Origin of the sequence: Lonsdalea britannica, from assembly GCF_003515985.1 — a bacterium.
In the GTDB taxonomy this organism is placed as follows: domain Bacteria; phylum Pseudomonadota; class Gammaproteobacteria; order Enterobacterales; family Enterobacteriaceae; genus Lonsdalea; species Lonsdalea britannica.
The window spans coordinates 22815-48321 of record NZ_CP023009.1; the positions used below are offsets into that span (position 1 = coordinate 22815).

General features: G+C 52.8%; 23 protein-coding genes and 6 tRNA genes. 12 read left to right on the top strand and 17 right to left on the bottom strand.

Going from position 1 to position 25507, the window contains the following annotated elements; translation table 11 throughout:
* Positions 1–45 precede the first annotated feature (45 nt).
* The gene (locus tag CKQ53_RS00080) at positions 46–1335 is read left to right on the top strand and encodes an HlyD family type I secretion periplasmic adaptor subunit (RefSeq protein WP_409359775.1); all 1290 of its coding nucleotides are present in this window, start codon (positions 46–48) and stop codon (positions 1333–1335) included.
* Positions 1336–1635: 300 nt separating this feature from the next.
* Here CKQ53_RS00080 and CKQ53_RS00085 read toward each other — a convergent pair whose 3' ends face one another.
* A complete protein-coding gene (locus tag CKQ53_RS00085) occupies positions 1636–3150 on the bottom strand; it encodes a sensor domain-containing protein (protein ID WP_085653204.1) in 1515 nt (504 codons plus the stop codon).
* A gap of 770 nt (positions 3151–3920) precedes the next feature.
* Positions 3921–4697 carry a cyclic-guanylate-specific phosphodiesterase gene (gene pdeH, locus CKQ53_RS00090; RefSeq protein ID WP_409359774.1) on the bottom strand — a complete coding sequence of 259 codons (777 nt, stop codon included), beginning with the start codon at positions 4695–4697 and terminating at the stop codon, positions 3921–3923.
* 420 nt (positions 4698–5117) lie between these two features.
* On the opposite strand from pdeH, the gene CKQ53_RS00095 reads away from it, so the two are divergent.
* The 3 genes from CKQ53_RS00095 to CKQ53_RS00105 all read left to right on the top strand — a co-directional run bounded on the left by CKQ53_RS00095 (position 5118) and on the right by CKQ53_RS00105 (position 7427).
* Entirely contained in the window at positions 5118–6170 is a 1053-nt protein-coding gene (locus tag CKQ53_RS00095) for an ABC transporter substrate-binding protein (RefSeq protein WP_085653202.1), read from the top strand.
* A complete protein-coding gene (locus tag CKQ53_RS00100) occupies positions 6167–6916 on the top strand; it encodes a substrate-binding domain-containing protein (protein ID WP_085653200.1) in 750 nt (249 codons plus the stop codon). The genes CKQ53_RS00095 and CKQ53_RS00100 overlap by 4 nt, the downstream gene beginning before the upstream one ends.
* 250 nt (positions 6917–7166) lie before the next feature.
* A complete protein-coding gene (locus CKQ53_RS00105; protein ID WP_085653198.1) occupies positions 7167–7427 on the top strand; it encodes a YfhL family 4Fe-4S dicluster ferredoxin in 261 nt (86 codons plus the stop codon).
* A 5-nt stretch (positions 7428–7432) separates the two neighbouring features.
* Here the strand turns inward: CKQ53_RS00105 and acpS are convergent, their stop codons facing one another.
* The 11 genes from acpS to trmN form a co-directional block, all read right to left on the bottom strand.
* Positions 7433–7813: a holo-ACP synthase gene (gene acpS, locus CKQ53_RS00110; protein ID WP_094118857.1), complete on the bottom strand. Its 381-nt coding sequence runs from the start codon at positions 7811–7813 to the stop codon at positions 7433–7435.
* Positions 7813–8544, bottom strand: a complete 732-nt coding sequence (gene pdxJ, locus CKQ53_RS00115) for a pyridoxine 5'-phosphate synthase (protein ID WP_085653194.1) — start codon at positions 8542–8544, stop codon at positions 7813–7815. The genes acpS and pdxJ overlap by 1 nt, the downstream gene beginning before the upstream one ends.
* Before the next feature lie 75 nt (positions 8545–8619).
* Positions 8620–9354: a DNA repair protein RecO gene (recO, locus tag CKQ53_RS00120; RefSeq protein WP_085653193.1), complete on the bottom strand. Its 735-nt coding sequence runs from the start codon at positions 9352–9354 to the stop codon at positions 8620–8622.
* Positions 9355–9366: 12 nt separating this feature from the next.
* Positions 9367–10272 (bottom strand): GTPase Era, encoded by a 906-nt coding sequence (gene era / locus CKQ53_RS00125; RefSeq protein WP_094118858.1) that lies wholly within the window; start codon positions 10270–10272, stop codon positions 9367–9369.
* The gene (gene rnc / locus CKQ53_RS00130; RefSeq protein ID WP_026741425.1) at positions 10269–10949 is read right to left on the bottom strand and encodes a ribonuclease III; all 681 of its coding nucleotides are present in this window, start codon (positions 10947–10949) and stop codon (positions 10269–10271) included. Before rnc ends, era begins: the two co-directional genes overlap by 4 nt.
* 177 nt (positions 10950–11126) lie before the next feature.
* Positions 11127–12095 carry a signal peptidase I gene (lepB, locus tag CKQ53_RS00135; protein WP_094118859.1) on the bottom strand — a complete coding sequence of 323 codons (969 nt, stop codon included), beginning with the start codon at positions 12093–12095 and terminating at the stop codon, positions 11127–11129.
* 16 nt (positions 12096–12111) lie between these two features.
* Positions 12112–13911, bottom strand: coding sequence for a translation elongation factor 4 (lepA, locus tag CKQ53_RS00140; RefSeq protein WP_085653189.1), 1800 nt, complete (start codon positions 13909–13911; stop codon positions 12112–12114).
* Between the two features lie 394 nt (positions 13912–14305).
* On the bottom strand, positions 14306–15256 hold the full coding sequence (rseB, locus tag CKQ53_RS00145) for a sigma-E factor regulatory protein RseB (protein WP_085653187.1): 951 nt from the start codon (positions 15254–15256) through the stop codon (positions 14306–14308).
* Between the two features lie 23 nt (positions 15257–15279).
* On the bottom strand, positions 15280–15912 hold the full coding sequence (gene rseA, locus CKQ53_RS00150; protein WP_118894503.1) for an anti-sigma-E factor RseA: 633 nt from the start codon (positions 15910–15912) through the stop codon (positions 15280–15282).
* Positions 15913–15963: 51 nt separating this feature from the next.
* Entirely contained in the window at positions 15964–16539 is a 576-nt protein-coding gene (rpoE, locus tag CKQ53_RS00155) for an RNA polymerase sigma factor RpoE (RefSeq protein WP_026741430.1), read from the bottom strand.
* A gap of 273 nt (positions 16540–16812) precedes the next feature.
* Positions 16813–17556 carry a tRNA(1)(Val) (adenine(37)-N(6))-methyltransferase TrmN gene (trmN, locus tag CKQ53_RS00160; RefSeq protein WP_094118861.1) on the bottom strand — a complete coding sequence of 248 codons (744 nt, stop codon included), beginning with the start codon at positions 17554–17556 and terminating at the stop codon, positions 16813–16815.
* Positions 17557–17688: 132 nt separating this feature from the next.
* On the opposite strand from trmN, the gene srmB reads away from it, so the two are divergent.
* Complete coding sequence (gene srmB / locus CKQ53_RS00165; RefSeq protein WP_085653179.1) at positions 17689–19017, top strand: ATP-dependent RNA helicase SrmB; 1329 nt, start codon at positions 17689–17691, stop codon at positions 19015–19017.
* Positions 19018–19209: 192 nt separating this feature from the next.
* Here the strand turns inward: srmB and grcA are convergent, their stop codons facing one another.
* Positions 19210–19593, bottom strand: coding sequence for an autonomous glycyl radical cofactor GrcA (grcA, locus tag CKQ53_RS00170; protein ID WP_085653178.1), 384 nt, complete (start codon positions 19591–19593; stop codon positions 19210–19212).
* A gap of 356 nt (positions 19594–19949) precedes the next feature.
* On the opposite strand from grcA, the gene ung reads away from it, so the two are divergent.
* Positions 19950–20636 (top strand): uracil-DNA glycosylase, encoded by a 687-nt coding sequence (ung, locus tag CKQ53_RS00175; protein ID WP_094118862.1) that lies wholly within the window; start codon positions 19950–19952, stop codon positions 20634–20636.
* 131 nt (positions 20637–20767) lie between these two features.
* On the opposite strand, the gene CKQ53_RS00180 is transcribed toward ung, so the two are convergent.
* From CKQ53_RS00180 to gltX, 3 genes are all read right to left on the bottom strand, one after another.
* Positions 20768–20843, bottom strand: a tRNA-Ala gene (locus CKQ53_RS00180).
* 40 nt (positions 20844–20883) lie between these two features.
* A tRNA-Ala gene (locus CKQ53_RS00185) sits at positions 20884–20959 on the bottom strand.
* A 309-nt stretch (positions 20960–21268) separates the two neighbouring features.
* The gene (gltX, locus tag CKQ53_RS00190) at positions 21269–22684 is read right to left on the bottom strand and encodes a glutamate--tRNA ligase (protein ID WP_118894507.1); all 1416 of its coding nucleotides are present in this window, start codon (positions 22682–22684) and stop codon (positions 21269–21271) included.
* Between the two features lie 267 nt (positions 22685–22951).
* Between gltX and CKQ53_RS00195 the strand changes: the two genes are divergently transcribed.
* The 6 genes from CKQ53_RS00195 to CKQ53_RS18340 all read left to right on the top strand — a co-directional run bounded on the left by CKQ53_RS00195 (position 22952) and on the right by CKQ53_RS18340 (position 25496).
* A tRNA-Val gene (locus CKQ53_RS00195) sits at positions 22952–23027 on the top strand.
* A gap of 50 nt (positions 23028–23077) precedes the next feature.
* Positions 23078–23153, top strand: a tRNA-Val gene (locus CKQ53_RS00200).
* Between the two features lie 43 nt (positions 23154–23196).
* A tRNA-Val gene (locus CKQ53_RS00205) sits at positions 23197–23272 on the top strand.
* A gap of 7 nt (positions 23273–23279) precedes the next feature.
* Positions 23280–23355, top strand: a tRNA-Lys gene (locus CKQ53_RS00210).
* 217 nt (positions 23356–23572) lie between these two features.
* A protein-coding gene (locus tag CKQ53_RS00215) for an IS3 family transposase (protein WP_100053542.1) occupies positions 23573–24777 on the top strand; the annotation gives its coding sequence in 2 pieces (ribosomal slippage) (positions 23573–23891 and positions 23891–24777; 1206 coding nt in all).
* Positions 24778–25307: 530 nt separating this feature from the next.
* The gene (locus CKQ53_RS18340; RefSeq protein WP_139824083.1) at positions 25308–25496 is read left to right on the top strand and encodes a hypothetical protein; all 189 of its coding nucleotides are present in this window, start codon (positions 25308–25310) and stop codon (positions 25494–25496) included.
* The last annotated feature ends 11 nt before the right edge of the window (positions 25497–25507 follow it).

The following is a 25507-nucleotide window of genomic DNA, read 5'->3' on the forward strand; positions in this document are numbered from 1 at the left end:
CTGGCCTATTTTCAGGCATCCCGTAAAAACAGCGACGCGCAGACCATGCCCGAAGTCAGCCAGGCCATGGTGGAAGATGCGCCCCGCATCATTCGCGTCACCCTGTGGGTGATTCTGGCATGCATCGGCTTTTTCCTGCTGTGGGCCGCTTTCGCCGAGATCGATGAGGTGACTCACGGCGAAGGGAAAGCCATTCCTTCTATCCGACTGCAGAAAATTCAGAACCTAGAAGGCGGGATCGTCAGCCAGATTTTCGTACATGAAGGGCAAATCGTTAAGGCAGGCGAGCCGTTGTTACGTCTGGACGACACCCGTTTTGCGTCTAACGTCGGTGAAACCGAGGCGGACAGACTGTCACTGCTGGCGCGCATCGCACGCCTGAATGCGGAAATTAACGATACGCCGTTCACCCTCCCCGCCGAAGTGGAAAAGCAGGCGCCCAGTGTCGCCGCCGGTGAGCGAGATCTCTACAACAACCGCAAGCGACAGTTCAGTAACGAGATTTCCGGCCTGAAAGAGCAGTTGGTGCAACGACGCCAGGAACTGCGTGATTATGTCTCACGACAAGAGCAGTACCGCAACAGTCTGAACTTGCTGCAGCAAGAAATCAGAATGTCCGAGCCGTTGATTAAAGAAGGCGCTATCTCGAAGGTCGAAATTCTTCGTCTGCGTCGTTCAGAGGTCGAAACCCGTGGCCAAATGGATTCGGTATCGCTGTCGATCCCGCGTGCCGAAGCGGCATTGAAGGAAATCGATAATAAAATCGAAGAGACTCACGGCCGCTATAAAAGCGAAGCTTTGTCGCAGTTGAATGAAGCGCAGACCAATCTCAACAAGATTGCGGCGACGGGCAAGGCGCTGGAAGACCGAGTCAACCGTACGTTGGTAGTGTCCCCCGTCCGCGGCATCGTGCAACAGATTTTGGTAAATACGATCGGCGGCGTAATTCAGCCGGGTAACGATCTGGTAGAGATCGTACCGTTAGACGACAGCCTGCTGATTGAAGCCCGCATTCGTCCGCAAGACATTGCCTTTTTGCATCCCGGTCAGCAGGCAGTGATCAAGTTTACCGCCTACGACTACACCATTTATGGCGGATTAAAAGGACATCTTGAGCAAATCAGTCCGGATACCGTGACGGATAAAGAGGGGCACAGCTACTACGTGATCCGCCTGCGCACCGAGAAAAATCACTTGGGCAACGAAGACAAACCGCTGCTGGTGATCCCGGGTATGGTCGCGACCGTCGATATCATGACCGGTAAGAAAACCATACTGCGTTATCTGCTCAAACCCATCCTACGCGCCAAAGCTGAAGCGCTGCGGGAGAGGTAGAATCTCTGCCAATCCATCGATAGTAAACTGACGAGACAGCAATGTAAGACGGGCAACCTCTAAAGGGTTGCCCGTTTTTTTTGACGACGCGTCAGCCATTGACCTCTAATGCGGCCCTTTACAGAGAAAATATGGTGATTGAAGTGAGTATGTATTCACATCGTAAGACGCCATGCGTCTTTGAGAGGGGCTAATCAACAAAACGGGCAACCGCTCTGGGATGGCTCGTGATATCACGTCTGCCCTCTTCTTTCCTCGCAGCGCTAATTCCTTTCAGCTAACAAGGCCGTCCGGCCGACATTAGTGAGTATTGACGTCGTTATAGATCTTGGTCTGGCTGCGTCCCAAGGTTTTGGCTTGATACATGGCGGCATCGGCGTTAATGGCCAGCGACAACGCGTCGGCGCCGTGCTCGGGATAAAGGGCAATGCCGATACTGCAGGAGATATCGAGCGTTTTTCCTTCAATATCGAAAGGCTCGTTCAACGCATAGTGGATCTTATCCGCCACGTACAGCGTGTTTTCCTGCTCTTTGATTCCCTGCAGAAGGATGATGAATTCGTCGCCGCTGCGGCGATACACCGTATCGCTATCGCGAACGGCGAGACGCATGCGAGCCGCCGCTTCCTTCAACAGCAGATCGCCGACGGCATGGCCAAAGGTGTCATTAATCTGTTTGAACCTGTCCAAATCCAGGAACATCAACGCGATTTTACGTCCCGTCTGCTTTGAAAGCTGAATGGCCTGTTCCATCTGTTCCGCAAAAGTCAGGCCGTTCGCCAGAGACGTCAGGGAATCGTAGTGCGCCAACTGACGGTAGTGCTCCTCGCTACGACGCAGCATATCGATGGCGCGGTAGCGTTCGATAGCCACCGAAACCAACTGAGCCGACTTCTCGATGGATTCGATTTCGTCTTCAGCCGGAGAATAAACTTTACGATGGTAAACGCTAAGCACAGCTAATATTTCATCGTTTTGGCCGAACACAGGTTCAGACCAGCAGGAGCGTAAGCCGGCGTACAACGCCAGACCTTTATAAAGCGACCAGCTCGGATCGGTGGAGATATCTTCTGCAATGACCCGTTTACCGGTATATGCTGCCGTACCAAACGATGCGGCACCGTCGGCAATCTTCACGTTATGAATGGCATTTTTATAAAAGCCCGGCAGGCTGGGGGCGGAACCGAGGGTTAAACATTTCTTGTCCTTATCAATCAGCAAGACTGAGCAGACAATTCTTCCTGGATTCTTCTCTTCTACGCTAAAGATAATGGCATCAAGAATATCTTTAAGCGGCGCTCCGCTCGACAATAATTCCAACGCCCGGTTGTAGGAATTATCGTGATACTCTTTTGTCTTTCTCTCCGTAATGTCCATTTTAATGCCGACATACTGAATAGCGTTACTCGCCTTATTATATATCTTTACGATGCTGGCTTTTTCCCAATATAACTGACCATTTTTTTTGCGATTAATAAACTCGCCATTCCATATATCGCCTTTATTAAGCGTTTCCCACAGCTCTTCATAAACGCTAGCGTTGGTCATTCCTGAGCTAAGCATGCGGGTGTTTTGGCCAATCACTTCTTCCGCTTCATACCCGGACATGGAGATGAACTGTCTGTTTACATAGACTATTTCACAGTTTTCGTTGGCAATCAGGAGCGCGGCAGGACTATATTCCGCTGCAAACAGAACCATGTTCAAAAAATCCAGCTTTTTATTTTCGTTGGTGGACTTTTCCAGGCGTTTACGGTTTCGGAGCGAAGATACACCCAAGAGAATAATCAATAGAGTTATTATAATTTCATACACAATAATACTCTCCTCAGGGCCGTAAGGTCCTGAACGAACACAGCGCATCACTGAAGACGAAAAATCCCGGTAATAACATCCCCCCATTCAGTTTTTCAGAGTTGGCAGATTTCCGGAGAGTAAAAGGGATAAATGGAAAAAATATCCGGCCAGGCTGAGAGTTCAAAAACATAGAAACGTAAGCATAAAGCCCCCCAGATATCACTGCGTGAAGAAAAAAATAATCAAATAAAAAGATTCAGCTTATTTGTTATATATACCACTAACACTGTTATAAGATTTACTAATATTTTAAAACTCTTCTTTATGCATTTAGCATGCGCTGTATTTTGACTATCAATTGCGCTGAAGCAAATCAATTATACCAATAATTAATACCCTTTTAATCACAAAAACCTATCATGAGGAAATTATTGATCGTTATAAGCAAACACTTGTTTTTTTATTGATTATAATCAATGAGTTAAATCCATGTTTTTTGCAGGTGACCGTACGAGAGGCGAAGAACAATTCACATCACGATCATCATTAACATATAGCATCATTAGGCATAAAACTAACACAGATGACCATAGTTAACAAAAACTGAAGAATTAAACTTCATCAGTTTTAATTTTCTTAATCAAATACTTTGTTTTGATTATCACACTCTACACGTCCTGTCGTTCCGAATAGCCCTATATTTGAGGCTATTCGATTCACTTTCTTGCTTTACGTGAAATTAAAAGAAAAAGAAACTCTATAAAAAGATAGGAATGACTGCGGGGACGTTAAAATTCGAGTTTTAATGATTCGAAATATTCAAATGGTTGGGGGCGAGAAAGGAAATAACCTTGAGCTGCCGTGGCGTTGGACTCTTTAACCATTCCCCACTCGTTTTCCGTTTCCACACCTTCAACGACGATATAATTACAGTAACGGGTCATGAGAGTGATCAACAGGTGAAAAATTTGGCGTCCTTCTTCCGTTTGCTGAAGCATGACGAACAGCTCTCGGGCAACTTTGATGCAGTCGTGCCGCACCATCAACAGCGAGGAAAAGTTGGCTACGCCGCAGCCGAAATCATCCAGCCATAGCCGGCTAGCTTCGGGCAACGCATTCAGTAGTTCTTTTGGCAAACCTTCCTGACATTCCACCAGCTCAAAACGCAACCAGGGCATACTGGCAATCAGCTTTTTTGCCTGCAGGTTTTTCTGCAATGCCATCAGTACCGGTCCGTCAATGTTGACGGAGGCTAGCAGGTCGTCCCGAACAAAGCGGTCGTGGAGGCGACGCAGGAGCTGCATCTGCTCGATGACGATTTTCAGGCGCATGCCGACATCGATACGAGCAAAGTAGACTTCGGGGGAAAGCGTCTGATGAGGGATGGTCGGATGAGAAATCGCAGTTAACAGCTCAACGCCCAGCAATCGTCCGGATGTTCGATAAATCGGTTGGAAAGTGTATCTTCGGCGGCAACTGAGCAAAAAATCAACGTCATCTTTTGTCTCCGGCCCACTAGCGGGTGGAATAGGCCCAAACTGATTAAGCTGACTGTTTTGCTGCACTCTATTAATTCCGCCGTTAGACATACGCTGAATGACTAAAATAATCCCACCGCTCCTGAAAACAGCCCTGACCGCGATGAAAGTGACTTCGGGGGCAGCTAGCGTAATGTGGGCTACATTACGACGTAAACGTGACGGACACATTGCCGTATTGCGAATTTGACCAGTTTATCAAAGGGCTGTGGAATCGTAATTTTCAGCACTTTATGATAAAGACTAATTCGCACACCGCCTAGAGGCTCAATCCCGAGAGTAAGCGATGATTTTGCGCTGTACTCCACCGGATGCTACAGGCAGTAAAATGCCGCCCCACGAACAAGGCTGATTTTTGATTATTTCCCATACAACCAGTCAGTTAGCATCGACTGTTTGTTTCTGGAGCGCGGTATAGTACAGCACATGATAAACAGAGATATAATAATGATAAAAATAATTTACATATTCATGATTAGCCTGCTTTTGGCGATGCTACCAGCAGGAGCTCAAGCTCAACGGATCATCATCGACCAATTGAACCGCCAGGTCACTCTTCCCGACAACATCCAACGCGTGGTCGTTTTACAACATCAAACGCTTAATTTGCTGGTCGAACTCAATGCGACCGATAAAATCGTCGGAATACAATACGATTGGGAACAACAGTTAGGCCCGCACTATGCGCAGCTTGTTCCGCAGCTCATCGGCAAAGCCAAAGTGGGCGACCTAACGCACGTCGATCTGGAAAGCCTTGCCGCATTAAAGCCACAGGTTGTTTTTGTCACTCACTACGCGCCGCAGGAGATGATCGATCAGATTAGTCAGCTCGGTATCGCCGTCGTCGCTATTTCCCTGCGTCATGATGTTCCCGGTCAGGAAAGAGAGCTGAATCCGAAGATGGCGAATGAAGAGCAGGCCTATGACCAAGGCCTGAAAGAAGGAATTCGACTCATTGGCGATATCGTGGACCGCGTTCCTCAATCCACAATGCTGATTGAAAAGGCCTTCCGTCAGCGGCAACTTGTCAGTGAACGCTTACAACACCTGCCGGAAGCGAAACGCGTACGCGCCTATATGGCGAATCCGGAACTCACGACCTACGGCTCAGGGAAATATACCGGTTTGATGATGAAGCATGCAGGGGCTTTGAACGTCGCCGCAGCCACGGTGAAGGGCTACAAGCAGGTGTCGATGGAGCAGGTCATCACCTGGAACCCACAGGTGATTTTTGTCCAGGATCGCTATCCACAGGTCGTAGAACAGATTCAGACTCAGCCCGAGTGGCAACCGATTGACGCCGTCAAACAGCACCGTGTTTATCTCATGCCCGACTACGCTAAGGCATGGGGCTACCCGATGCCGGAAGCTATCGGTCTTGGCGAACTGTGGATGGCGAAAAAGTTGTACCCGGAGATTTTCAGCGATATCGACATCCACAAGCAGGCGCAGGATTGGTATCGCACTTTTTATCGCACAGATGACACGGGCGCAGAATGAGCCAACGACCATTACAACTCCTGGCGGCGGGTAGCCTTCGCGGAGTCTGGCCAGCACTGATGGCGGCGTTTGAAGCCGAGACGGGACTGAAGACGCAAACCGATTTTGGCCCAGCGGGCTTATTACGCCAGCGGATTGAACGAGGAGAACCTTGCGACCTGTTCGCTTCCGCCAACCGCCATCACACCTCGGCGCTGGTGATGGGTAAACTCGCCCTCTCAGCAACGCCACTGGCCGTCAACCGTCTTTGCCTGACGGCATCGGCCTCCTCCGCGGCCCGCTCTCAAGACTGGCTCACGCTGCTGCTCGATCCTGAGTTGCGACTGGCGACATCAACGCCCGGCAGCGATCCCTCCGGCGACTACGCCTGGCAGTTGTTCGAACGGATGGAGAGACACTACCCGGGCGCGGCCGCTGACTTACAGGCCAGGGCGCTCATGCTGGTCGGAGGCCTACACAGCGCGCCGGTACCGGAAGGACACATGGCCGCCTCTTGGATCATACAAAGCGGTCAGGCGGATCTGTTTGTCGGTTACGCCAGCTATGCCCCGCGCTTGCGTCAGCTCCCCGGCATTCACGTATTCTCCCTTCCCGACGACCAAAACATTCGCGCTGACTACACGTTCGCACTTTGCCGCGCAGCCGCGCAGCCGCTGGCCGCATTTTTGTCTTCAGCAATGGCTCGCCAGATCTTGCAGGATGGCGGCTTCGAAGTACCGGTCCTGAAGGACGAGCCGCTCGATTAACTCGGCAGCGTCTTTCATGTCAGCCACACATCGTCGCCCATAGGGCATCCCGCGCTGTTGGGCTGATATCGCTTTTATGCTAAAGTGCGCGCCGCCGACACTGCCGCTTTCGAGAAAATGCGCAACCGCCTTGTCCTCCACGGAGGAGAAAACTGCGTCGAAAGTGGTGATTAAGGCGAGGATGACTTCATCGGGTGCGATGGTTGCGGACAGGCCGCTCATGGCGGCAAGAAATGGGAAAGACCTCTAAATGGCGCTGTTAATTACCAAACGATGCATCAACTGCGATATGTGCGAGCCAGAGTGCCCGAATCAGGCCATATCGATGGGGATGGAGACGTACGAAATCGATTCTGAGCGCTGTACGGAGTGCGTTGGTCACTACGATACCCCCACCTGCCAGAAAGTGTGCCCGATCGATAACACCATCATTACCGATCCGGCCCATGTGGAAGATCAGGAGCGGTTGTGGGAGAAATTCGTCCAGCTGCACCACGCCGACCAACTCTAAGCTAATTAGCTTTCCACGATAACGGTGGCGCACGCATAGCGCCGCTCGTCTGCCAGCGAGACGTGCACATGCTGCACGCCCAGTTCCTGCGCAAATTCCGCGGCTCGACCGAGAAAACGCAGGCATGGCTTGCCCAAATCGTTATTGAACACCTCGAATTGAGCGAAGGCCAATCCCTGACGGATCCCCGTGCCAAACGCTTTCGACGCCGCTTCCTTTACCGCAAAGCGTTTTGCCAGAAAGCGAATCGGCTGCTGATGTTCCTGATAAATCGCCCACTCGGCGTCGCTCAAAATGCGACGCGCGAGACGATCGCTCGAACGTTCAACGGCCGCTTCGATACGGGCGATTTCGACGATGTCGGTGCCGAGTCCCAGAACCGCCATTAACGACGCGCTTCCCGCATCAAGGATTTCATCTCGGCGACAGCCGCCGGTAACCCGCTCATCACAGCGCGTCCAATGATCGAATGACCAATGTTCAGCTCATGCATTTCCGGCAGCGCGGCGATGGGCTGGACGTTATGGTAAGTCAGGCCGTGACCGGCATTCACACGGATCCCTTTGGCTGCCGCATAAGTCGCGGCGTCACGGATACGTTCGAACTCATGCTGGCGCGCTTCGTCGCCCTCGGCATCCGCGTAAGCGCCGGTATGCAGCTCGATATAAGGCGCTTCGCAAGCGACAGCCGCATCAATTTGGGCACGGTCGGGATCGATAAACAAAGAGACGTTAATTCCAGCAGCGGTCAGCTTCTTCACGGCATCCTGCATTTTGTTCAGCTGTCCGGCGACGTCCAGACCGCCCTCCGTCGTCACCTCCTGCCGTTTTTCCGGCACCAGGCAACAGAAGTGAGGCTGCAATTCGCAGGCGATAGAAACCATTTCGTCCGTGACCGCCATCTCCAGGTTCATCCGCGTCTGGATGGTCTGGCGCAGCAGGCGCACATCGCGATCCGTAATGTGGCGACGATCTTCGCGCAGATGCACGGTAATGCCGTCCGCCCCGGCCTGTTCAGCGATAAACGCGGCCTGAACCGGGTCGGGATACGCCGTTCCCCGGGCGTTACGCAACGTGGCGATATGATCGATATTTACACCTAACAACAGCTCAGCCATGATCCATCCTTAACTTTCTATCTCATCAATAACGCCAGTTTACACCGCCGCCAATCCTGTTTGGTACTCCCGACGTTACTCTTCTTGCGGCGGAGCTGGCTTGGGCGGTTTGATCACGAACTGTCGGAACAGCTCGCGGCTCTTGAGGGGTTTACCGCCGAGGTAGGGTTTGAGCGCCATGCGAGTGAACCGTTTAGCGGCGCGCAAGGTGTCCGCATCGGGGAACTCCCGAGCCGCCAACGAGCGAAGTTCATGTCCGGTAAAACTGAGGCGATCCACCACCAGACTGGCGATAAATCCTTTTTCTTCCCGATAGCGATAAGTCATGTCGTCCGCGACGCTTTCGCCGCTGCCGGCGCAGTGCAGAAAGTCGACGCCGTAGCCCAAATGCCCCAGCAGCGCCAGCTCGAAGCGACGCAGCGCCGGTTCTGGCGAGCCGTCAAGCGCAGCCAACTGTTGCAAACAGTGCAGGTAATCGAAGAAGAGCGCGGAGAAGTTGGTTTCGAACTCGAGAACCCGAGTGAGCAGTTCGTTAACGTACAGGCCGCTGTAGAGCGTACTGCCGCTGATGGGGAGCGCCAGAGACACCGGCTCGGCATTGCGAAGCGTTTTCACATCGCCCCGGCCGCTCCAGCGCACCAGCAGCGGGGTAAACGGCTGCAGGCACCCTTTCAGACTGGAACGACGCGCTCGGGCGCCTTTCGCCAACATCCGGACACGGCCCTGATTCTCCGTGAACAGATCCAGCAACAGGCTGGTTTCACTATAAGGGCGCCCATGCAAGACAAATGCGCGCTGCCAGCCTTCCATAGGCGGGGCCCCTTAGAGGTCGTCGATATAACCCAGACTGCGCAACGCACGTTCGTCGTCCGCCCAGCCGGATTTCACTTTAACCCACAGTTCCAGATGCACTTTTGCCTCGAACATCTGTTCCATGTCCTGACGGGCTTCAATGCCGATGGTTTTGATCTTGGAGCCTTTATTGCCGATAACCATTTTCTTCTGGCCTTCACGCTCAACCAGAATCAGACCGTTGATATCGTACCCGCCGCGTTCATTCGCGACAAAACGCTCGATTTCCACGGTGACAGAGTACGGCAGTTCTTCGCCCAGAAAACGCATCAGCTTCTCACGGATGATCTCGGAGGCCATGAAGCGCTGAGAACGGTCGGTGATGTAATCTTCCGGGAAGTGGTGCACCGCCTGCGGCAGATGTTTACGGACGATGCTGGCGATCGTGTCGACATTCATGCCTTTCTCAGCGCTCATCGGCACGACATCCAGAAACTTCATCTTCTGACTGATCATCTGAATGTGCGGCAGCAGTTTACTTTTGTCCGTGACGTTATCGACTTTGTTGATAGCCAGCAGCACGGGATGTTTCTGATCGCGCAGCTTGTTGACCACCATTTCGTCGTCTTCGGTCCAGTGCGTACCTTCGACAACAAAAATGACCAGCTCAACGTCGCCGATAGAGCTGCTGGCGGCGCGGTTCATCAACCGGTTAATCGCACGTTTTTCTTCGATATGCAGCCCAGGGGTGTCCACGTAGATCGCCTGATAAGGCCCTTCCGTATGAATGCCCATGATGCGGTGGCGCGTCGTCTGCGGTTTACGGGAGGTAATAGAAACCTTCTGACCCAGCAGCTGGTTCAGCAATGTGGATTTACCGACATTCGGTCGGCCTACAATCGCGACAAAGCCGCAGTAATTCTGTTCTTCGCTCATTCAAGCTCCAGCTGTATTAACGCCTGTTCTGCCGCAGCCTGCTCGGCTTTACGACGGCTCGACCCCGTGCCGACCACCGGTTCGCTAAACCCGCTGACCAGACAGTGTATGGTGAACTCTTGATCGTGCGCTTCACCACGCACCTGCACTACCAGATAGGTAGGCAGCGGTAAGTGCCGTCCCTGCAGAAACTCCTGCAGCCGGGTTTTGGGATCTTTTTGCTTGTCGCCGGGGCTGATTTCATTCAGGCGACTCTGATACCACTCGAGGATCAGCTTCTCGACCATCTGGATATCGCTATCCAGGAATATGCCGCCGATCAGCGCTTCGACCGTATCCGCCAGAATGGACTCACGACGGAAACCGCCGCTTTTCAACTCTCCCGGCCCCAGACGAAGACATTCGCCCAGTTCGAACTCGCGTGCGATCTCTGCCAGCGTATTGCCGCGCACCAGCGTGGCGCGCATCCGGCTCATGTCCCCTTCATCAACGCGGGGGAAACGGTGATAGAGCGCATTGGCGATCACAAAGCTCAGGATGGAGTCCCCAAGGAATTCCAGCCGTTCATTGTGTTTACTGCTGGCGCTACGATGCGTAAGTGCCTGCAGCAGAAGATCATATTGTCGGAAAGTATAGCCCAGTTTTTTTTGTAAACGATTTATGAGAATGGGGTTCATGTGTTACCAATATCAATCGTGCTTTTTAACCACAGCATACGGAACAGCCCTGCTGAACTCTTATAGTGCCAAAACTGTTTCGTTTGCACTGGCTCCCGTGAGGGAGCCTGCGTTTATTTATGTCGAAAATATTCTACAACGGAAGGCGCAAAGATACCGCGTGTTTATTACGTTGTATTAGTGAATACCGCCAATACGGCTCAGGCGTACGCCAGTAGGCCATTGGCCTTCCTGTTTTTCAAAGCTCATCCAGATTGCCGTGGCTTTACCGACCAGATTTCTCTCCGGCACAAAGCCCCAGTAACGGCTGTCTGCGCTGTTGTCACGGTTATCGCCCATCATGAAGTAGCTGCCGGCCGGCACAACCCATGTGCTTAACGGCTGATGAGGCTGGTGATAGTACAGGCTCAGCTGATCCTGTGCGATCGGAACCGTCAGAATATCGTGCGTGACGTCGCCCAGGGTTTCTTTACGCGTCGTCAGACGAATGCCATTTGCTTGCTCACCCGTCGGGATCTGATAAAAACCGTTGCTGCTTTCCCCGCCCATCCCATTAAAGGTCTGGACAAAGTCGCTCGGCTGCACGTTGCTATAGGTGACGGCCAACGCTTTATCGCAATCAGAAGACTGTGAACACGCAGGCTGGATCGTCACCTGTTTGGCGACAGGATCGTAGCTCACGCGATCGCCCGGCAGGCCCACAACGCGTTTGATGTAGTCCAGACTCGGATTTTCCGGGTATTTAAAGACGGCGATATCGCCACGTTTAGGATGTCCGGTTTCAATCAGCGTCGTCTGGGTAATCGGGTCTTTAATGCCGTAAGCAAATTTTTCCACCAGGATAAAATCACCGATCAACAGCGTCGGCATCATCGAACCCGACGGGATCTGAAACGGTTCATAGATGAATGAACGCACCACCAGCACCACAGCCAAAACGGGGAATACCGAGGCGCAAGTTTCAATCCAACCCGGCTGTTTGATGCTGCTGGAGAGCGTCTGTTCTCCAGCCGTACCGTCCGACTGCTGGCTTGAATGAGCCAGTCTGGCGCGCCGTGCGGGCGCCCATTTGAAACGGTCCAGACACCACACGACGCCGGTAACCAGCGTGGCGAGCGTCAGAATCAAGGCAAACATATTGGCCATGCCAACTCCTATGAAATTATTTACTGTCCTTGCCCACGTGCAGAATGGCCAAAAACGCTTCCTGCGGCAGCTCAACGTTGCCGACCTGTTTCATTCGTTTCTTACCGTCTTTCTGCTTCTGCAACAGCTTTTTCTTACGGCTCACGTCGCCGCCATAGCATTTGGCCAGCACGTTTTTACGCAGCTGCTTGACGGTGGAACGCGCGATAATGTGGTTGCCGATCGCCGCCTGAATCGCAATATCAAACTGCTGACGCGGGATAAGCTCTTTCATTTTTTCCACGAGATCGCGACCGCGATACGGCGCATTGTCGTTGTGCGTAATCAACGCCAACGCATCGACGCGCTCGCCGTTAATCAGGACGTCGACGCGCACCATATTGGAAGCCTGGAACCGCTTGAAATTGTAGTCAAGCGACGCATAACCGCGAGAGGTGGATTTCAGACGGTCGAAGAAGTCCAGCACCACTTCCGCCATCGGAATGTCGTACGTCAGCGCCACCTGGTTGCCGTGGTACACCATGTTGGTTTGCACGCCGCGTTTTTCCACGCACAGCGTGATGACGTTGCCCAGAAACTCCTGCGGCATCAACATGTGACACTCAGCGATAGGCTCACGCAGCTCCGCGATGTTGTTGATCGCCGGCAGCTTGGACGGGCTGTCTACGTAAATCACTTCACCGGCCGTGGTTTCAACTTCGTACACCACCGTCGGCGCCGTGGTGATCAGATCCAGATCGTATTCACGCTCCAGACGCTCCTGAATGATCTCCATGTGCAGCAGACCCAGGAAGCCACAGCGGAAACCGAAGCCCAGCGCCGTTGAGCTTTCCGGCTCATAAAACAGGGAAGCATCGTTCAGGCTGAGTTTGCCCAGCGCATCGCGGAACGACTCGTAGTCATCGGAGCTGACGGGGAACAGACCCGCATAAACCTGAGGTTTCACTTTCTTGAAGCCCGGCAGCGCTTTCTCCGCCGGTTTACGCGCCAGCGTCAGCGTATCGCCGACCGGCGCGCCCAGAATGTCTTTGATCGCGCAGACCAACCAGCCCACTTCGCCACAGTTCAGCGTATCGCGATCGACACGTTTCGGGGTAAATATGCCCAAGCGCTCGGCGTTGTAGACCTGACCGGTGCTCATGACTTTGATCTTGTCGCCCTTGCGCAGGGAGCCATTTTTAATCCGGATCAGAGATACCACGCCCAGATAGTTATCGAACCAGGAGTCGATGATCAACGCCTGCAGCGGCGCTTCCGGGTCGCCTACCGGCGCAGGGATATCTCGCACCAGTCGCTCGAGGATGTCGGGTACGCCGACACCGGTTTTCGCCGAGCAACGCACGGCGTCCGTCGCATCAATCCCGACAATATCTTCGATTTCCTGAGCCACACGATCCGGATCGGCCGCAGGGAGGTCAATCTTGTTCAGGACCGGCACGACTTCCAGATCCATTTCGATCGCCGTATAACAGTTAGCCAGCGTCTGCGCCTCTACGCCCTGTCCCGCATCCACCACCAGCAGCGCGCCTTCACAGGCGGCCAGAGAGCGGGAAACTTCATACGAGAAGTCGACGTGTCCCGGAGTGTCGATGAAGTTCAGCTGATAGGTGTGGCCGTCAGTGGCCTTATAATCCAGCGTAACGCTCTGTGCTTTGATGGTGATCCCGCGTTCGCGCTCGAGGTCCATAGAATCCAGAACCTGCGCAGCCATTTCACGCTCGGTTAAACCACCACAAATTTGAATGATGCGGTCAGAAAGCGTCGACTTACCGTGGTCGATGTGGGCAATGATGGAAAAATTTCGTATATGCTTCATTATTAAAGTTTTTCTACCTTGGTATTTCTGAAGTCTTGCCGATCGGCATGCGCATTAGCCGACAACGCTGACCGTTGTCATAGGCCCGAATCGCAGCATTCTACATGCCATACGGGGGAAAACCTAGTCATGGGCCGTCTATTAAGATGGTTTATCATCACGGAGTCCCCCTATTCGCCTTGCGGAAGAAAGCCGGTTGCTGTGCGGCATGAGCGGCGGGAGATGATGCCTGAAAAAGACGGGGGTTACCTCGTCGCTCACGGGCCATACAGGCCGGGATATAAGGAAGCGAGTCTTGCTACGGGAAATCAAGGTCGGCGCCTCGATAAGACGATTGATCCGACCTGACATCCAGCATAGTTCATACCATGCCAAGGCCCCTGTCCGATAACGGTCAGGGGTTCTTAAAGCTCACGCTGTCGGCAATACGCTTGGCCGTAGCCAACGGCAATTCGCCAATCACGGTGATTTCGTGTTTGTCGCGCACGACGGAGTGGATCATCCGCCGTCCTAGCAACGCGTTTTGGTCCGGGTGGGTGTCGCCAACCGGGCTCACGTTGACAGAAAAGCTGAATAAGCCGTCGCTGTAGAGGCGAGATTCCACCGGCACGCCTCCGCTGGGAAGCGGTCGCTGGCTACGCGAGATCTCTTCAACGCCGCTCGGCAGCCACTGCGTCGACCATGCGAAGTCGGCTGATGGTGCCGTGGGAACGCTCAACAGCGGCGGTAGACTCATACGATCCAGATTTTTCATCTCTGACTGCACCGAACCGTCCACCGTCATGGACAAAACGCGGTACTGCTCCAGCAGTTCGCCATTTTGGTCCAGCAAATCGACTCGCAGCGGCAGCCTTGACGTCGCATCCAGACAAATCACATAGCTGAAGCGCGTGCCGTCACGGGAGACAATACGTACGACGTCGCTCTGACGATCGGCAAGACGAATGCGCCCGGTAGGGATAAAGTCGTAATAAGCAGACAGCCGAGAGAAATTCGCGTAGATCAACGCGGGCAGCGCATCGACCATGTGATCGCCGGATAGCGTGAAAGGATCAAGGTTGGTTTCGAAATAGCTGATATTACGAGCACGTTGAACCACTTCACGACGCGGACCGTCGAGATGAAGCAACTGAGCCAACGTTTCCTTCCCCGCTAACGTGTGACGATAGCGAAAAGACTCAATCCCCTGACGGGATACGTTGATGAAATAGATTTCATAGCTCAGGGACTGGCTGGCTCGGCTCATTTGTTGCAACATCGCCCCGGAGTTGTCCTGAGCCGGGGCGATGCCAGAGTAACTCGCGCCGCCGAAAAGCAGCGCGGTGATAAACAAAAAGCGCTTCATTACTGCGGCTGCATTCCTAATGATTAGGTTCCAGGCACCTGAACGGCAGCCTGTTGATCTTCATGTTGGTCGAAACGCAGTTGGTCAGAGTGCACTCGGCGCTGCAGCTCATAGTCCTGCAGCAACGCATTGATGCGCTCATGCTGAGCCTGTTGCTGACGCTGTCCCACCGTGCTGACGCCGGTTTCAGCCGGTACGCTCAGGCTGACCGGCGATGCGGTGCCTAAAGCAGGAAGCGTACTGAATGCCGGGGCTTCGACCGCGCCGTCCGTCGCGACACCGCCTTGCTGGTAGTGCTGCACGCCAACGATGACCGCCAGAGAAACACAGGCCGCGACACCAATTTGCGTCAGATTCGCCGCCAATGGACGGATCTTGTTCCAGAACGACAGGTTTAGCCAGGTCCGAGGATGTGGCTGGGATTCGGGCACCGCCTGCGGGTTGAAGAGAACAGGTTCCTGCTCTAATGCTGCCGCGACACTGGCTGCGACGTCGACGTGCAAGACGTGTTCGCAGACATCATTGCGCAATGTATCGCGTACTACATGGTAACGCTGCCAGCTTTCCTGCAGTGTCTCGTCTTTCGACAAAGCGCTCAGCAGTTCGTTGTCGACAGCCTCGCCATCCATTAAAGCGGAAAGTTTTTCTTTCTGCATACCTTACACCCTTACCTTGTCAAATCGGTCATGATGAACGTTCACAACAAGTTAACGCTGAATAAGCGGTTGTACTTTATTATCAATAGCTTCGCGTGCACGGAAGATACGCGATCGCACGGTGCCGACCGGACAGCCCATGATGTCGGCTATCTCTTCATAGCTCAGTCCATCCAGTTCTCGCAGCGTGATTGCCAGTCGTAAATCCTCCGGCAATGACTCAATCGTGCGGAACACTATCCGACGCAACTCATCAGACAGCATTAAATTCTCAGGGTTCGATATTTCTTTTAACGCGCTGGCATTTTCATAATTCTCAGCGTCGCTGGCGTCCACGTCACTCGACGGAGGTCGCCTCCCTTGGGCAACGAGATAGTTTTTCGCCGTGTTAACCGCAATACGATACAACCACGTATAAAATGCACTATCGCCGCGAAAAGACTCGAGCGCACGATAGGCTTTGATAAATGATTCCTGGACAACGTCCGGTACGTCGCCCGGAGGGACGTAACGAGATACCAGGCTCGCTACTTTATGCTGGTAACGAACAACCAGTAAATTGAACGATTTCCGATCGCCTTTCTGGACCCGCTCAACCAGAACCTGATCTGTTAACTGCTCGCTCATCCGAGGTAATATCTCCTCAAATTTGTCTCCACGCATAGGTTACGTAATGCCAGCCACGTTCTAAATCTTTGAGCAAGCACTCGCTTGGAGTCCATACACATCATTAAGTTCCGTTTCAAAAAAGTCTTTTCTGCTTTGTGTGATCGCCGATGTGATTTCAGTACCAGACCGACCTGTACTCTTGCGGCTAGTTGTACCACACTTCGGCCAACCACGTGCGCCAAATCCCGCTATTCCGGGGGCTACGCATATGTAACACCGTCTTTCCATGCCTTACATAGACAGATAAAAATCGCGTGTCAGCGCCTGGTAGGCGTCGGAATAGTGACCCTCCTCATCTCGAATCACCAGCGAAGACCGCTCGGTCGCCCCCGGCTGCAACGAGAGCGCCAGTAGCGTTCGATGTGCGGGGCGCGACGCAGACTCACGGACATCCGTCCGTAATGACAAGCGCCATCCTTCTTTTTCAGCCTGCGGCACAAACATCTCCGCGACATCGTAGGGCAACACGACGCAAAAAAGCCCATCGGCCGTCAATTTCGCCTTCGCGCAACGCAATAATTCTTGATGGGTCAAAGAGGTAGTATAGCGGGCCTGAGCGCGCGACTCTGAACGGCAGCTCACTCCCGGAACGAAATAAGGCGGATTGCTAACAATCAGCGCGTACTGTTCTTCGGTTCGTTCCGTGAAGTCAGCGATATCCGCCGTGTAAATGGTCATCTGCTCGCGCCAGGGCGAAGCCACCGCGTTCTCTTTTGCCTGCTGCCCTGCCGCGGCATCCAGCTCTACGCCATCTATCGACAGCCGCCCTTTCGTACGTTGCGCTAGCATAAGCGCAATTAACCCGGAACCGCAGCCGATATCCAGCAGTCGACCTGCTTTCGGCACCGGCGCCCACGCGCCGAGGAGAATGCCGTCCGTCCCGACTTTCATCGCGCAGCGATCGTGCGCCACGAAAAATTGCTTAAAGGTGAATCCGCCGGAACGTACCGCCGGCGTCGATAAAGGCTGAGTCATTTTGCGTCTTTTCCTGTTAAACCGCGCTAGCATAGGAGAAACTCTGACGCAGTAAAAGTCGTCTGCATCGCTTAAAGAGATGAACAACCGGGCCAATGAGTCTATAATCGGCGCCCCAAATAGAGGTAGATAATGACAGCGACCAATTTTTCCGAGTTTGATCTTGATGAAAGCCTGCTAAACGCCCTGCAGGATATGGGGTTCTCCCGCCCAACGGCAATTCAGGCTGCCGCCATTCCCCCAGCAATGGACGGACGGGACGTTCTAGGCTCTGCACCAACAGGAACCGGGAAAACTGCCGCCTATCTGCTACCGGCATTGCAGCATCTGCTCGACTTCCCACGTAAAAAATCCGGACCGCCGCGCATACTGATTCTGACGCCTACGCGAGAATTGGCGATGCAGGTGGCTGAGCAGGCCAAGATTCTGGCCGCGCAGACACATCTGGATATCGCCACCATCACCGGCGGCGTCGCTTATATGAACCACGCCGAAGTCTTCAGCGAGAACCAGGATATCGTCGTCGCGACGACCGGCCGCTTGCTGCAATATATCAAAGAAGAAAACTTCGACTGCCGCGCGGTGGAAACGCTGATCCTGGATGAAGCCGACCGCATGCTCGACATGGGATTCGCACAGGATATTGAACACATCGCCGGTGAAACGCGCTGGCGTAAACAGACGTTGCTGTTTTCTGCGACGCTGGAAGGCGATGCCATCAAGGACTTCGCCGAACGCCTGTTGAAAGAACCGGTTGAAGTTGAAGCCGATCCGTCACGTCGCGAACGTAAAAAGATCCAGCAATGGTACTACCGAGCAGACGATCTCCAGCACAAAACCGCGCTGCTGTGTCATCTGCTGAAACAGCCGGACGTCACTCGCTCCATCGTCTTTGTGCGCAAGCGTGAGCGCGTGCATGAAATGGTTGCATGGCTGCGTGAAGCGGGCATCGAAACCTGCTATCTGGAAGGTGAAATGGTGCAGGCCAAGCGCAATGAGGCCATCAAACGCCTGAGCGACGGCCGAGTCAACGTGCTGGTGGCAACCGACATCGCCGCGCGCGGACTCGACATCAATGATGTCAGTCACGTATTCAACTTTGACCTGCCTCGCACGGCAGATACCTATCTGCACCGCATCGGCCGTACCGGCCGCGCCGGTCGTAAAGGTTGCGCCATCTCGCTGGTGGAAGCGCACGACCATCTACTGCTGGGGAAAATCAGCCGCTACCTGAACGAGCAGATGAAAGCCAGAGTGGTTGATGAGCTGCGTCCTTCGACGCGTGCGCCGAGTGCGAAAATCACCGGTAAGCCGTCGAAGAAAGTCCTGGCGAAGCGCGAAGAGAAAAAGCAGAAAGAGAAGCCGAAGACCAAGACGAAAGTGCGTCATCGCGATAGCAAAAATATTGGTAAACGTCGTCAGCCTAGCAATAGCGCGGACAAACCGGCCGATAAAAAATAATCTCCCAGCCGCCTGTCAATGAAGCGGTCTAAGACATCGGTACATGTTGCGATCCGCTGTCTTACAACGCCCAATGAACTTCATTGGGCGTTTTGCCTTTAGGACCGGTCACAGACAACAAGAAAGGGAGCCAAGGCTCCCTTTTCTATACGTTCTATACGGTTAATCCGTTTTAAATGACGTCGATCTCGATTACAGACTTTCTGTAAAAGTACGAGCAATAACGTCGCGCTGCTGTTCTGGCGTCAGCGAGTTGAAGCGGACCGCATAGCCGGATACACGAATGGTCAGCTGCGGGTATTTTTCCGGATTCTTGACCGCATCTTCCAGCGTTTCACGGCGCAGTACGTTGACATTCAGGTGCTGGCCCCCTTCAACGCGAACTTCTGGTTTCAGCTCCAGAGGAATTTCACGATATTCGAACTGACCCAGATCGCTGACTGGCACAATTTGATCTTCGCTGTAATCCGCTTTTGAACAAACGCAACGCGCCTCTGATTTCTCATCATCCAGTAACCAGAAAGAATTAACCAATGCGGTGTTGTTTGCCTTGGTGATTTGAATACCTGTAATCATGATTGCCTCCGTAGCACGGCGTGTAAGTCTGAATGTGAATCTCGTATCCAGTAACAAATCTGCCAGTTGTTTAACATCAGGGTAAACCCGACTGAATCTGCTAACCTATATACCAGCCAAACACCCCACAATCATTGATTCAAATCAATTTCTTCCGTTTGAAAATTCAACCACCGATGGCAATCTTTTGTTTTATATCAATTTTACCCACCTTGCGCGCTTTGCAAAAAATCCTATATTTTTTCAATTTTTTTGTTAAAACAACGCTGACGCTGCGAATAGTCCGGTTATGGTTTTACCTCTTCGGGATTGGACGGTAAGCTAGCCGGATTGATTGAATGGACAAGGGCGCATTGATGGCAACTTCCCTGACCTGGCACGACGTACTGTCCCAGGAGAAACAACAACCCTACTTCACTGATACGCTGAAATTCGTTCACCAGGAACGAGAAGCGGGAAAAGTGATCTACCCTCCTCAGCAAGACGTGTTCAACGCTTTTCGCTATACCGAATTCCACGATGTCAAAGTCGTTATTCTCGGTCAGGATCCTTATCACGGTCCGAATCAGGCGCATGGCCTCTCTTTTTCCGTCCGCCCCGGCATCCCGGCGCCGCCGTCACTCGCCAACATCTATAAAGAACTGGCCAGCGATATCCCCGGCTTTGAGATTCCACGGCACGGCTTTCTACAGAGCTGGGCTCAGCAAGGCGTTTTACTGCTTAACACCGTTCTCACGGTGGAAGGCGGAAAAGCGCACTCGCATGCCAATCTGGGATGGGAAACGTTTACAGACAAAGTGATCGCAGCGCTTAATTCACATGGTGAGGGGATTGTTTTTCTGCTGTGGGGATCGCATGCGCAGAAAAAAGGCAACATCATCGATCAGCAGCGTCACCACGTGCTGAAAGCGCCACACCCTTCACCGCTCTCAGCGCATCGCGGCTTTATGGGATGCAGGCATTTTTCACAGGCTAATCATCTGCTGGAGCAGCAAGGACTCTCGCCTATCGACTGGATGCCGCAGCTCCCTGACGAAAAATGATGTCGCCGACGGTCTTCGTTCATTCGAACGGGGGCAATTCATTGAAAAATTGGCAGAAATTTAGAAAACAAAGCTAAAGATAGATGAGTTTGAGATAAAAGAAGAATTAGAGGAAAAGCGGGAAGGAATATTGGTGGAGCTAAGCGGGATCGAACCGCTGACCTCTTGCATGCCATGCAAGCGCTCTCCCAGCTGAGCTATAGCCCCACACGATAGATCTGTTTCAGTGATACCCAAACATGGAGTTTGGTGGAGCTAAGCGGGATCGAACCGCTGACCTCTTGCATGCCATGCAAGCGCTCTCCCAGCTGAGCTATAGCCCCGTCCTGACACAACATCTGTGTGAACGGGCCGAATGATATGCAACGCCATCGGTAGTGTCAACGGCTAAATCCATTTACTCGGTCGACCGCTGAAAAAGCCGTCAAGCTGAGCAAAACGCGGTCATCAGGTTCTCTTTCATCGCGCTATTTCATACGGTGCGCGACACGTTCAGGACGGGGATCGAAACAGCCTCGGAGCCGCATCATTACTGATATTCAAATCCCGCCGCAATCTTTCAGCTACCCCATAAAAAACCCCGCGTAGCCTACGCTCGCGGGGTTTTACTGAGGCTATTTTTCTGCCGGTGATTATTGCTGTGCTTCGCGCTCAGCAATGAATGACAGCGCACGATCGATACGGGCCAATGCACGTTTTTGACCTACACCGTGAACGGTGACATCAACACCCGGTGACTGGCCGGCACCCGTGACCGCAACACGCAACGGCATACCCACTTTGCCCATCCCCTGCTGCAGCTCGTCGGCCGTACTTTGGATAGCATGATGAATATTTTCCGGCGTCCACTCAGTAATCGCCGCCAGTTTAGCGCGAACCAGCTCCAACGGCTGACGAGCGACCGGACGCAAATGCTTCTTCGCGGCATCGGCATCGAATGCGTCGAACTCTTCATAGAAGTAACGACAGGATGCCGCCATCTCTTTCAACGTTTTGCAACGTTCGCCCAATAGTTTGACCAGTTCACTCAGCTGCGGACCATTACTGGTATCAATGCCAGCTTGTTCAATGTGCCAGGACAGCTGCGTCGCAACGTACTCCGCCGGTAAATGATTAATGTAGTGGTGATTCAGCCACAGCAGCTTTTCAGTATTGAACGCGCTAGCTGATTTGCTGACGGCATCCAGAGTGAATAGCTGTTTCATTTCTTCTATAGAGAAGACTTCCTGATCGCCATGCGCCCAGCCCAGACGTACCAGATAGTTCAGCAAAGCTTCCGGCAGGAAACCATCGTCACGGTATTGCATCACGCCCACAGCGCCATGACGTTTAGACAGTTTTTTACCATCGTCGCCCAGAATCATCGAAACATGTGCATATTCCGGTACCGGCGCGCCCAGCGCTTTCAGGATGTTGATCTGACGAGGCGTGTTATTAATGTGATCTTCCCCGCGGATGACATGGGTAATTTCCATATCCCAATCGTCGATCACCACGCAGAAGTTATACGTTGGCGAACCGTCGGTGCGGCGAATAATCAGATCATCCAGTTCCTGGTTACTGAATTCGATAGGGCCGCGAATGTTGTCATCAAAGATGACGGAGCCTTCCTGCGGGTTACGAAAACGCACGACGTGCGGCTCATTGTCAGCATGATGTTCGTGGGAATCGCGGCAGCAGCCGTCATAACGGGGCTTTTCGCCATTCGCCATTTGCTGCTCACGCAGCGCCTCAAGACGCTCCTTGGAGCAGTAACATTTATAAGCAGTCCCGTTTTCCAGCATTTCATCAACGACCGCATTGTAGCGATCGAAACGTTTAGTCTGGTAATACGGACCTTCATCCCAGTCCAGACCCAGCCAGTTCATACCATCCATGATGGCATCGATAGCCTGTTGGGTTGAACGCTCCAGATCGGTATCTTCTATACGTAATACGAATTCGCCATCCTGATGACGCGCGAACAGCCATGAATAGAGTGCGGTACGGGCGCCGCCGACGTGAAGATAACCAGTAGGACTGGGAGCGAAACGGGTTTTGATTTTCATGGGGATTACGGCCTTATTACTCAACGGCTGTCAGTGAATACCGACGCAAGCTCATATTAAAAGTGGGCAATATTCTATCACTCTACTTCGATTCCTCAACGCAATAACATCGTATGCCCACGCCCTCTCCCGCCAAAATGCTTACGATTTCAACACTAATGCACACAAATAAAGCTCTCTGACTAATTTTACGACGAACAGCCATTTAAGTTTTAAAAAGCGTTGACTCACTATGAACTATCCCTATAATGCCACTCCACACAGCGCGGGTGATTAGCTCAGCTGGGAGAGCACCTCCCTTACAAGGAGGGGGTCGGCGGTTCGATCCCGTCATCACCCACCACTCTTTACTTAGTAAAGAGCTCCGCTGTGAAGAGATTAAGTGTGATAAGTGGGTGATTAGCTCAGCTGGGAGAGCACCTCCCTTACAAGGAGGGGGTCGGCGGTTCGATCCCGTCATCACCCACCACTTATCAGCCAGCGCCTTGGTCTCTAAAATGTGTTACAGAAGTGGGTGATTAGCTCAGCTGGGAGAGCACCTCCCTTACAAGGAGGGGGTCGGCGGTTCGATCCCGTCATCACCCACCACTTCTGCGGGTCGTTAGCTCAGTTGGTAGAGCAGTTGACTTTTAATCAATTGGTCGCAGGTTCGAATCCTGCACGACCCACCATCTTCGGTTTTTCTGCAGTAACTCATCCAGAATCCTGACTCATATTTCTCTCGCGACTGCGAGGATGAAGCTGGGTTTTCGTTCGTTCTCAAAAAAATCATAACGCTGAGAGCACGTGCTATATCTTAGACTGGCCCCATAGATCACCAGACACTTCGACTCTCTTAAAATAAGAGGTAGTCTTGGAACTATGTTTAATACCAGTCAGAACGATAAGATGGTTGACGTGTTATCAGGGCCTGAACGGCGTCGCCGCCGTACTCCGCAGGAAAAAATTGCCATTATTCAGCAGACTATGGAACCCGGTATGACCGTGTCTCATGTCGCGCGCCTGCATGGCATCAATGCAAACCAGATATTCAAATGGCGCAAGCAATATGAAGACGGCTCGCTGACGGCTGTTGCATCGGGCGAGGAAGTAGTGCCGGCCTCCGAGCTCGCTGCCGCCAATAAGCAAATCCGCGAGCTCCAGCGCCTTCTGGGCAAAAAGACGATGGAAGCCGAGATCCTTAAAGAGGCCGTGGAGTTCGGTCGGGCAAAAAAATGGATTGCGCATGCGCCCTTGTTGCCCGGGGACGACGACTAACCGACGTCTGCCGGAGTATTGGTGTGTCGCGTGCGCAACTGAGCATCAGGGTTCACCGGCCTTCTGACTGGCAGGATCGCAGACGGCAGCCCCGTTCTGACGATACCACCGTATTGTCCCGGATAAACATGGCGGTGGCTGACCTGCCGACGTATGGTTATCGCCGTGTATGGGCGCTGCTGCGACGGGAGTCGGAGCGGGACGGCCTGCCTGTGGTTAATGCGAAGCGGGTGTATCGCATTATGAGAACGCATAATCTGCTTCTTGAACGTAAACCCGCTGCTCCTTGCCGTAAGCGGGCCCATAAGGGGCGCGTAGCAGTAGCGGAAAGTAACCGGCGCTGGTGCTCAGATGGCTTTGAGTTCCGCTGTGATAATGGCGAAAAGCTGCGGGTGACCTTCGCGCAGGACTGCTGCGACAGGGAGATCATTGACTGGGCAGCGAGCACCGGAGGCTATGACAAAGAAACGGTGCAGGATGTCATGCTGGGTGCGGTGGAAAAACGCTTCGGAAGGCAGTTGCCAACAGAGTCGCTGGAGTGGCTGACGGATAACGGTTCAGCCTACAGGGCTCATGAAACGTGGGCGTTCGCCCGGTTGCTGGGACTGGAGCCTTGCACGACAGCAGTGCGAAGCCCGGAAAGCAACGGCATGGCAGAAAGCTTCGTGAAGACGATAAAACGGGACTACATCAGCATCATGCCGAAACCGGACAGCCAGGCAGCGGTGATGAATCTGGCGGTGGCGTTCAGTCATTACAACGAACATCATCCGCATAGTGCACTGGGATATCGCTCACCACGGGAATATATACGCAGGAAGTTATCGCAACCGTAAGAGAGCAAAAACGTCTGGATATATAGGGTCAAATCCATATCTCCCCCTAACCTCACCAATGCAATTCATCGATTCATCCTTAATGCCCTGATTCATATGCAGAGTCTTAACGTACCCGCGTTCAACATCTCAGCCGTCAGCACCAAACAAAAACATTCATACCTACAGCGCCGTCATACACATTATGTTTGCTCACGGCTTACGATCAGTAAGCTTTAAGGGCAATCCGTTCATATCCATCCTGACCCCAGCCACAATAATTATCACAGTGGGAGAGTGATAACTGTTGGTCACAGGTTTTTCCGTGATTGAAATAGATTTTCGGTGTTTTTTTAGTCGACGAATGAGTGACGTGCGGAAAATATCTCCCCCAAAAATTTCCGCCGTTTTCGGGCGTTGTGTCTTCACACAGACTATTCCCCATCTTTTCCCCCTACCTTTCATTGCAACATAAACGCTTTTATCGATTCGTTAATCGAAGCGACGTAAAAGTAAGGTGCGGCGAATCATTCAATGTCCAAGGTACCGTGGTGGCCACCTTCGCCCAGCAGAGCGACGGCGCCGTGACTTCGCGACATAATCTTCTGGGCCGCTTGCAGCATTTCTATGCTGACAGCGATTTAGCTATCGCTGATGTGCCTCTCCCCCCTCCTGAAGGCAGGCTCGAAGACAGCCTGCCGCGTTCAATTTTATTCGACAGGATATTGATTTATCGATAGAAAAAACGCCA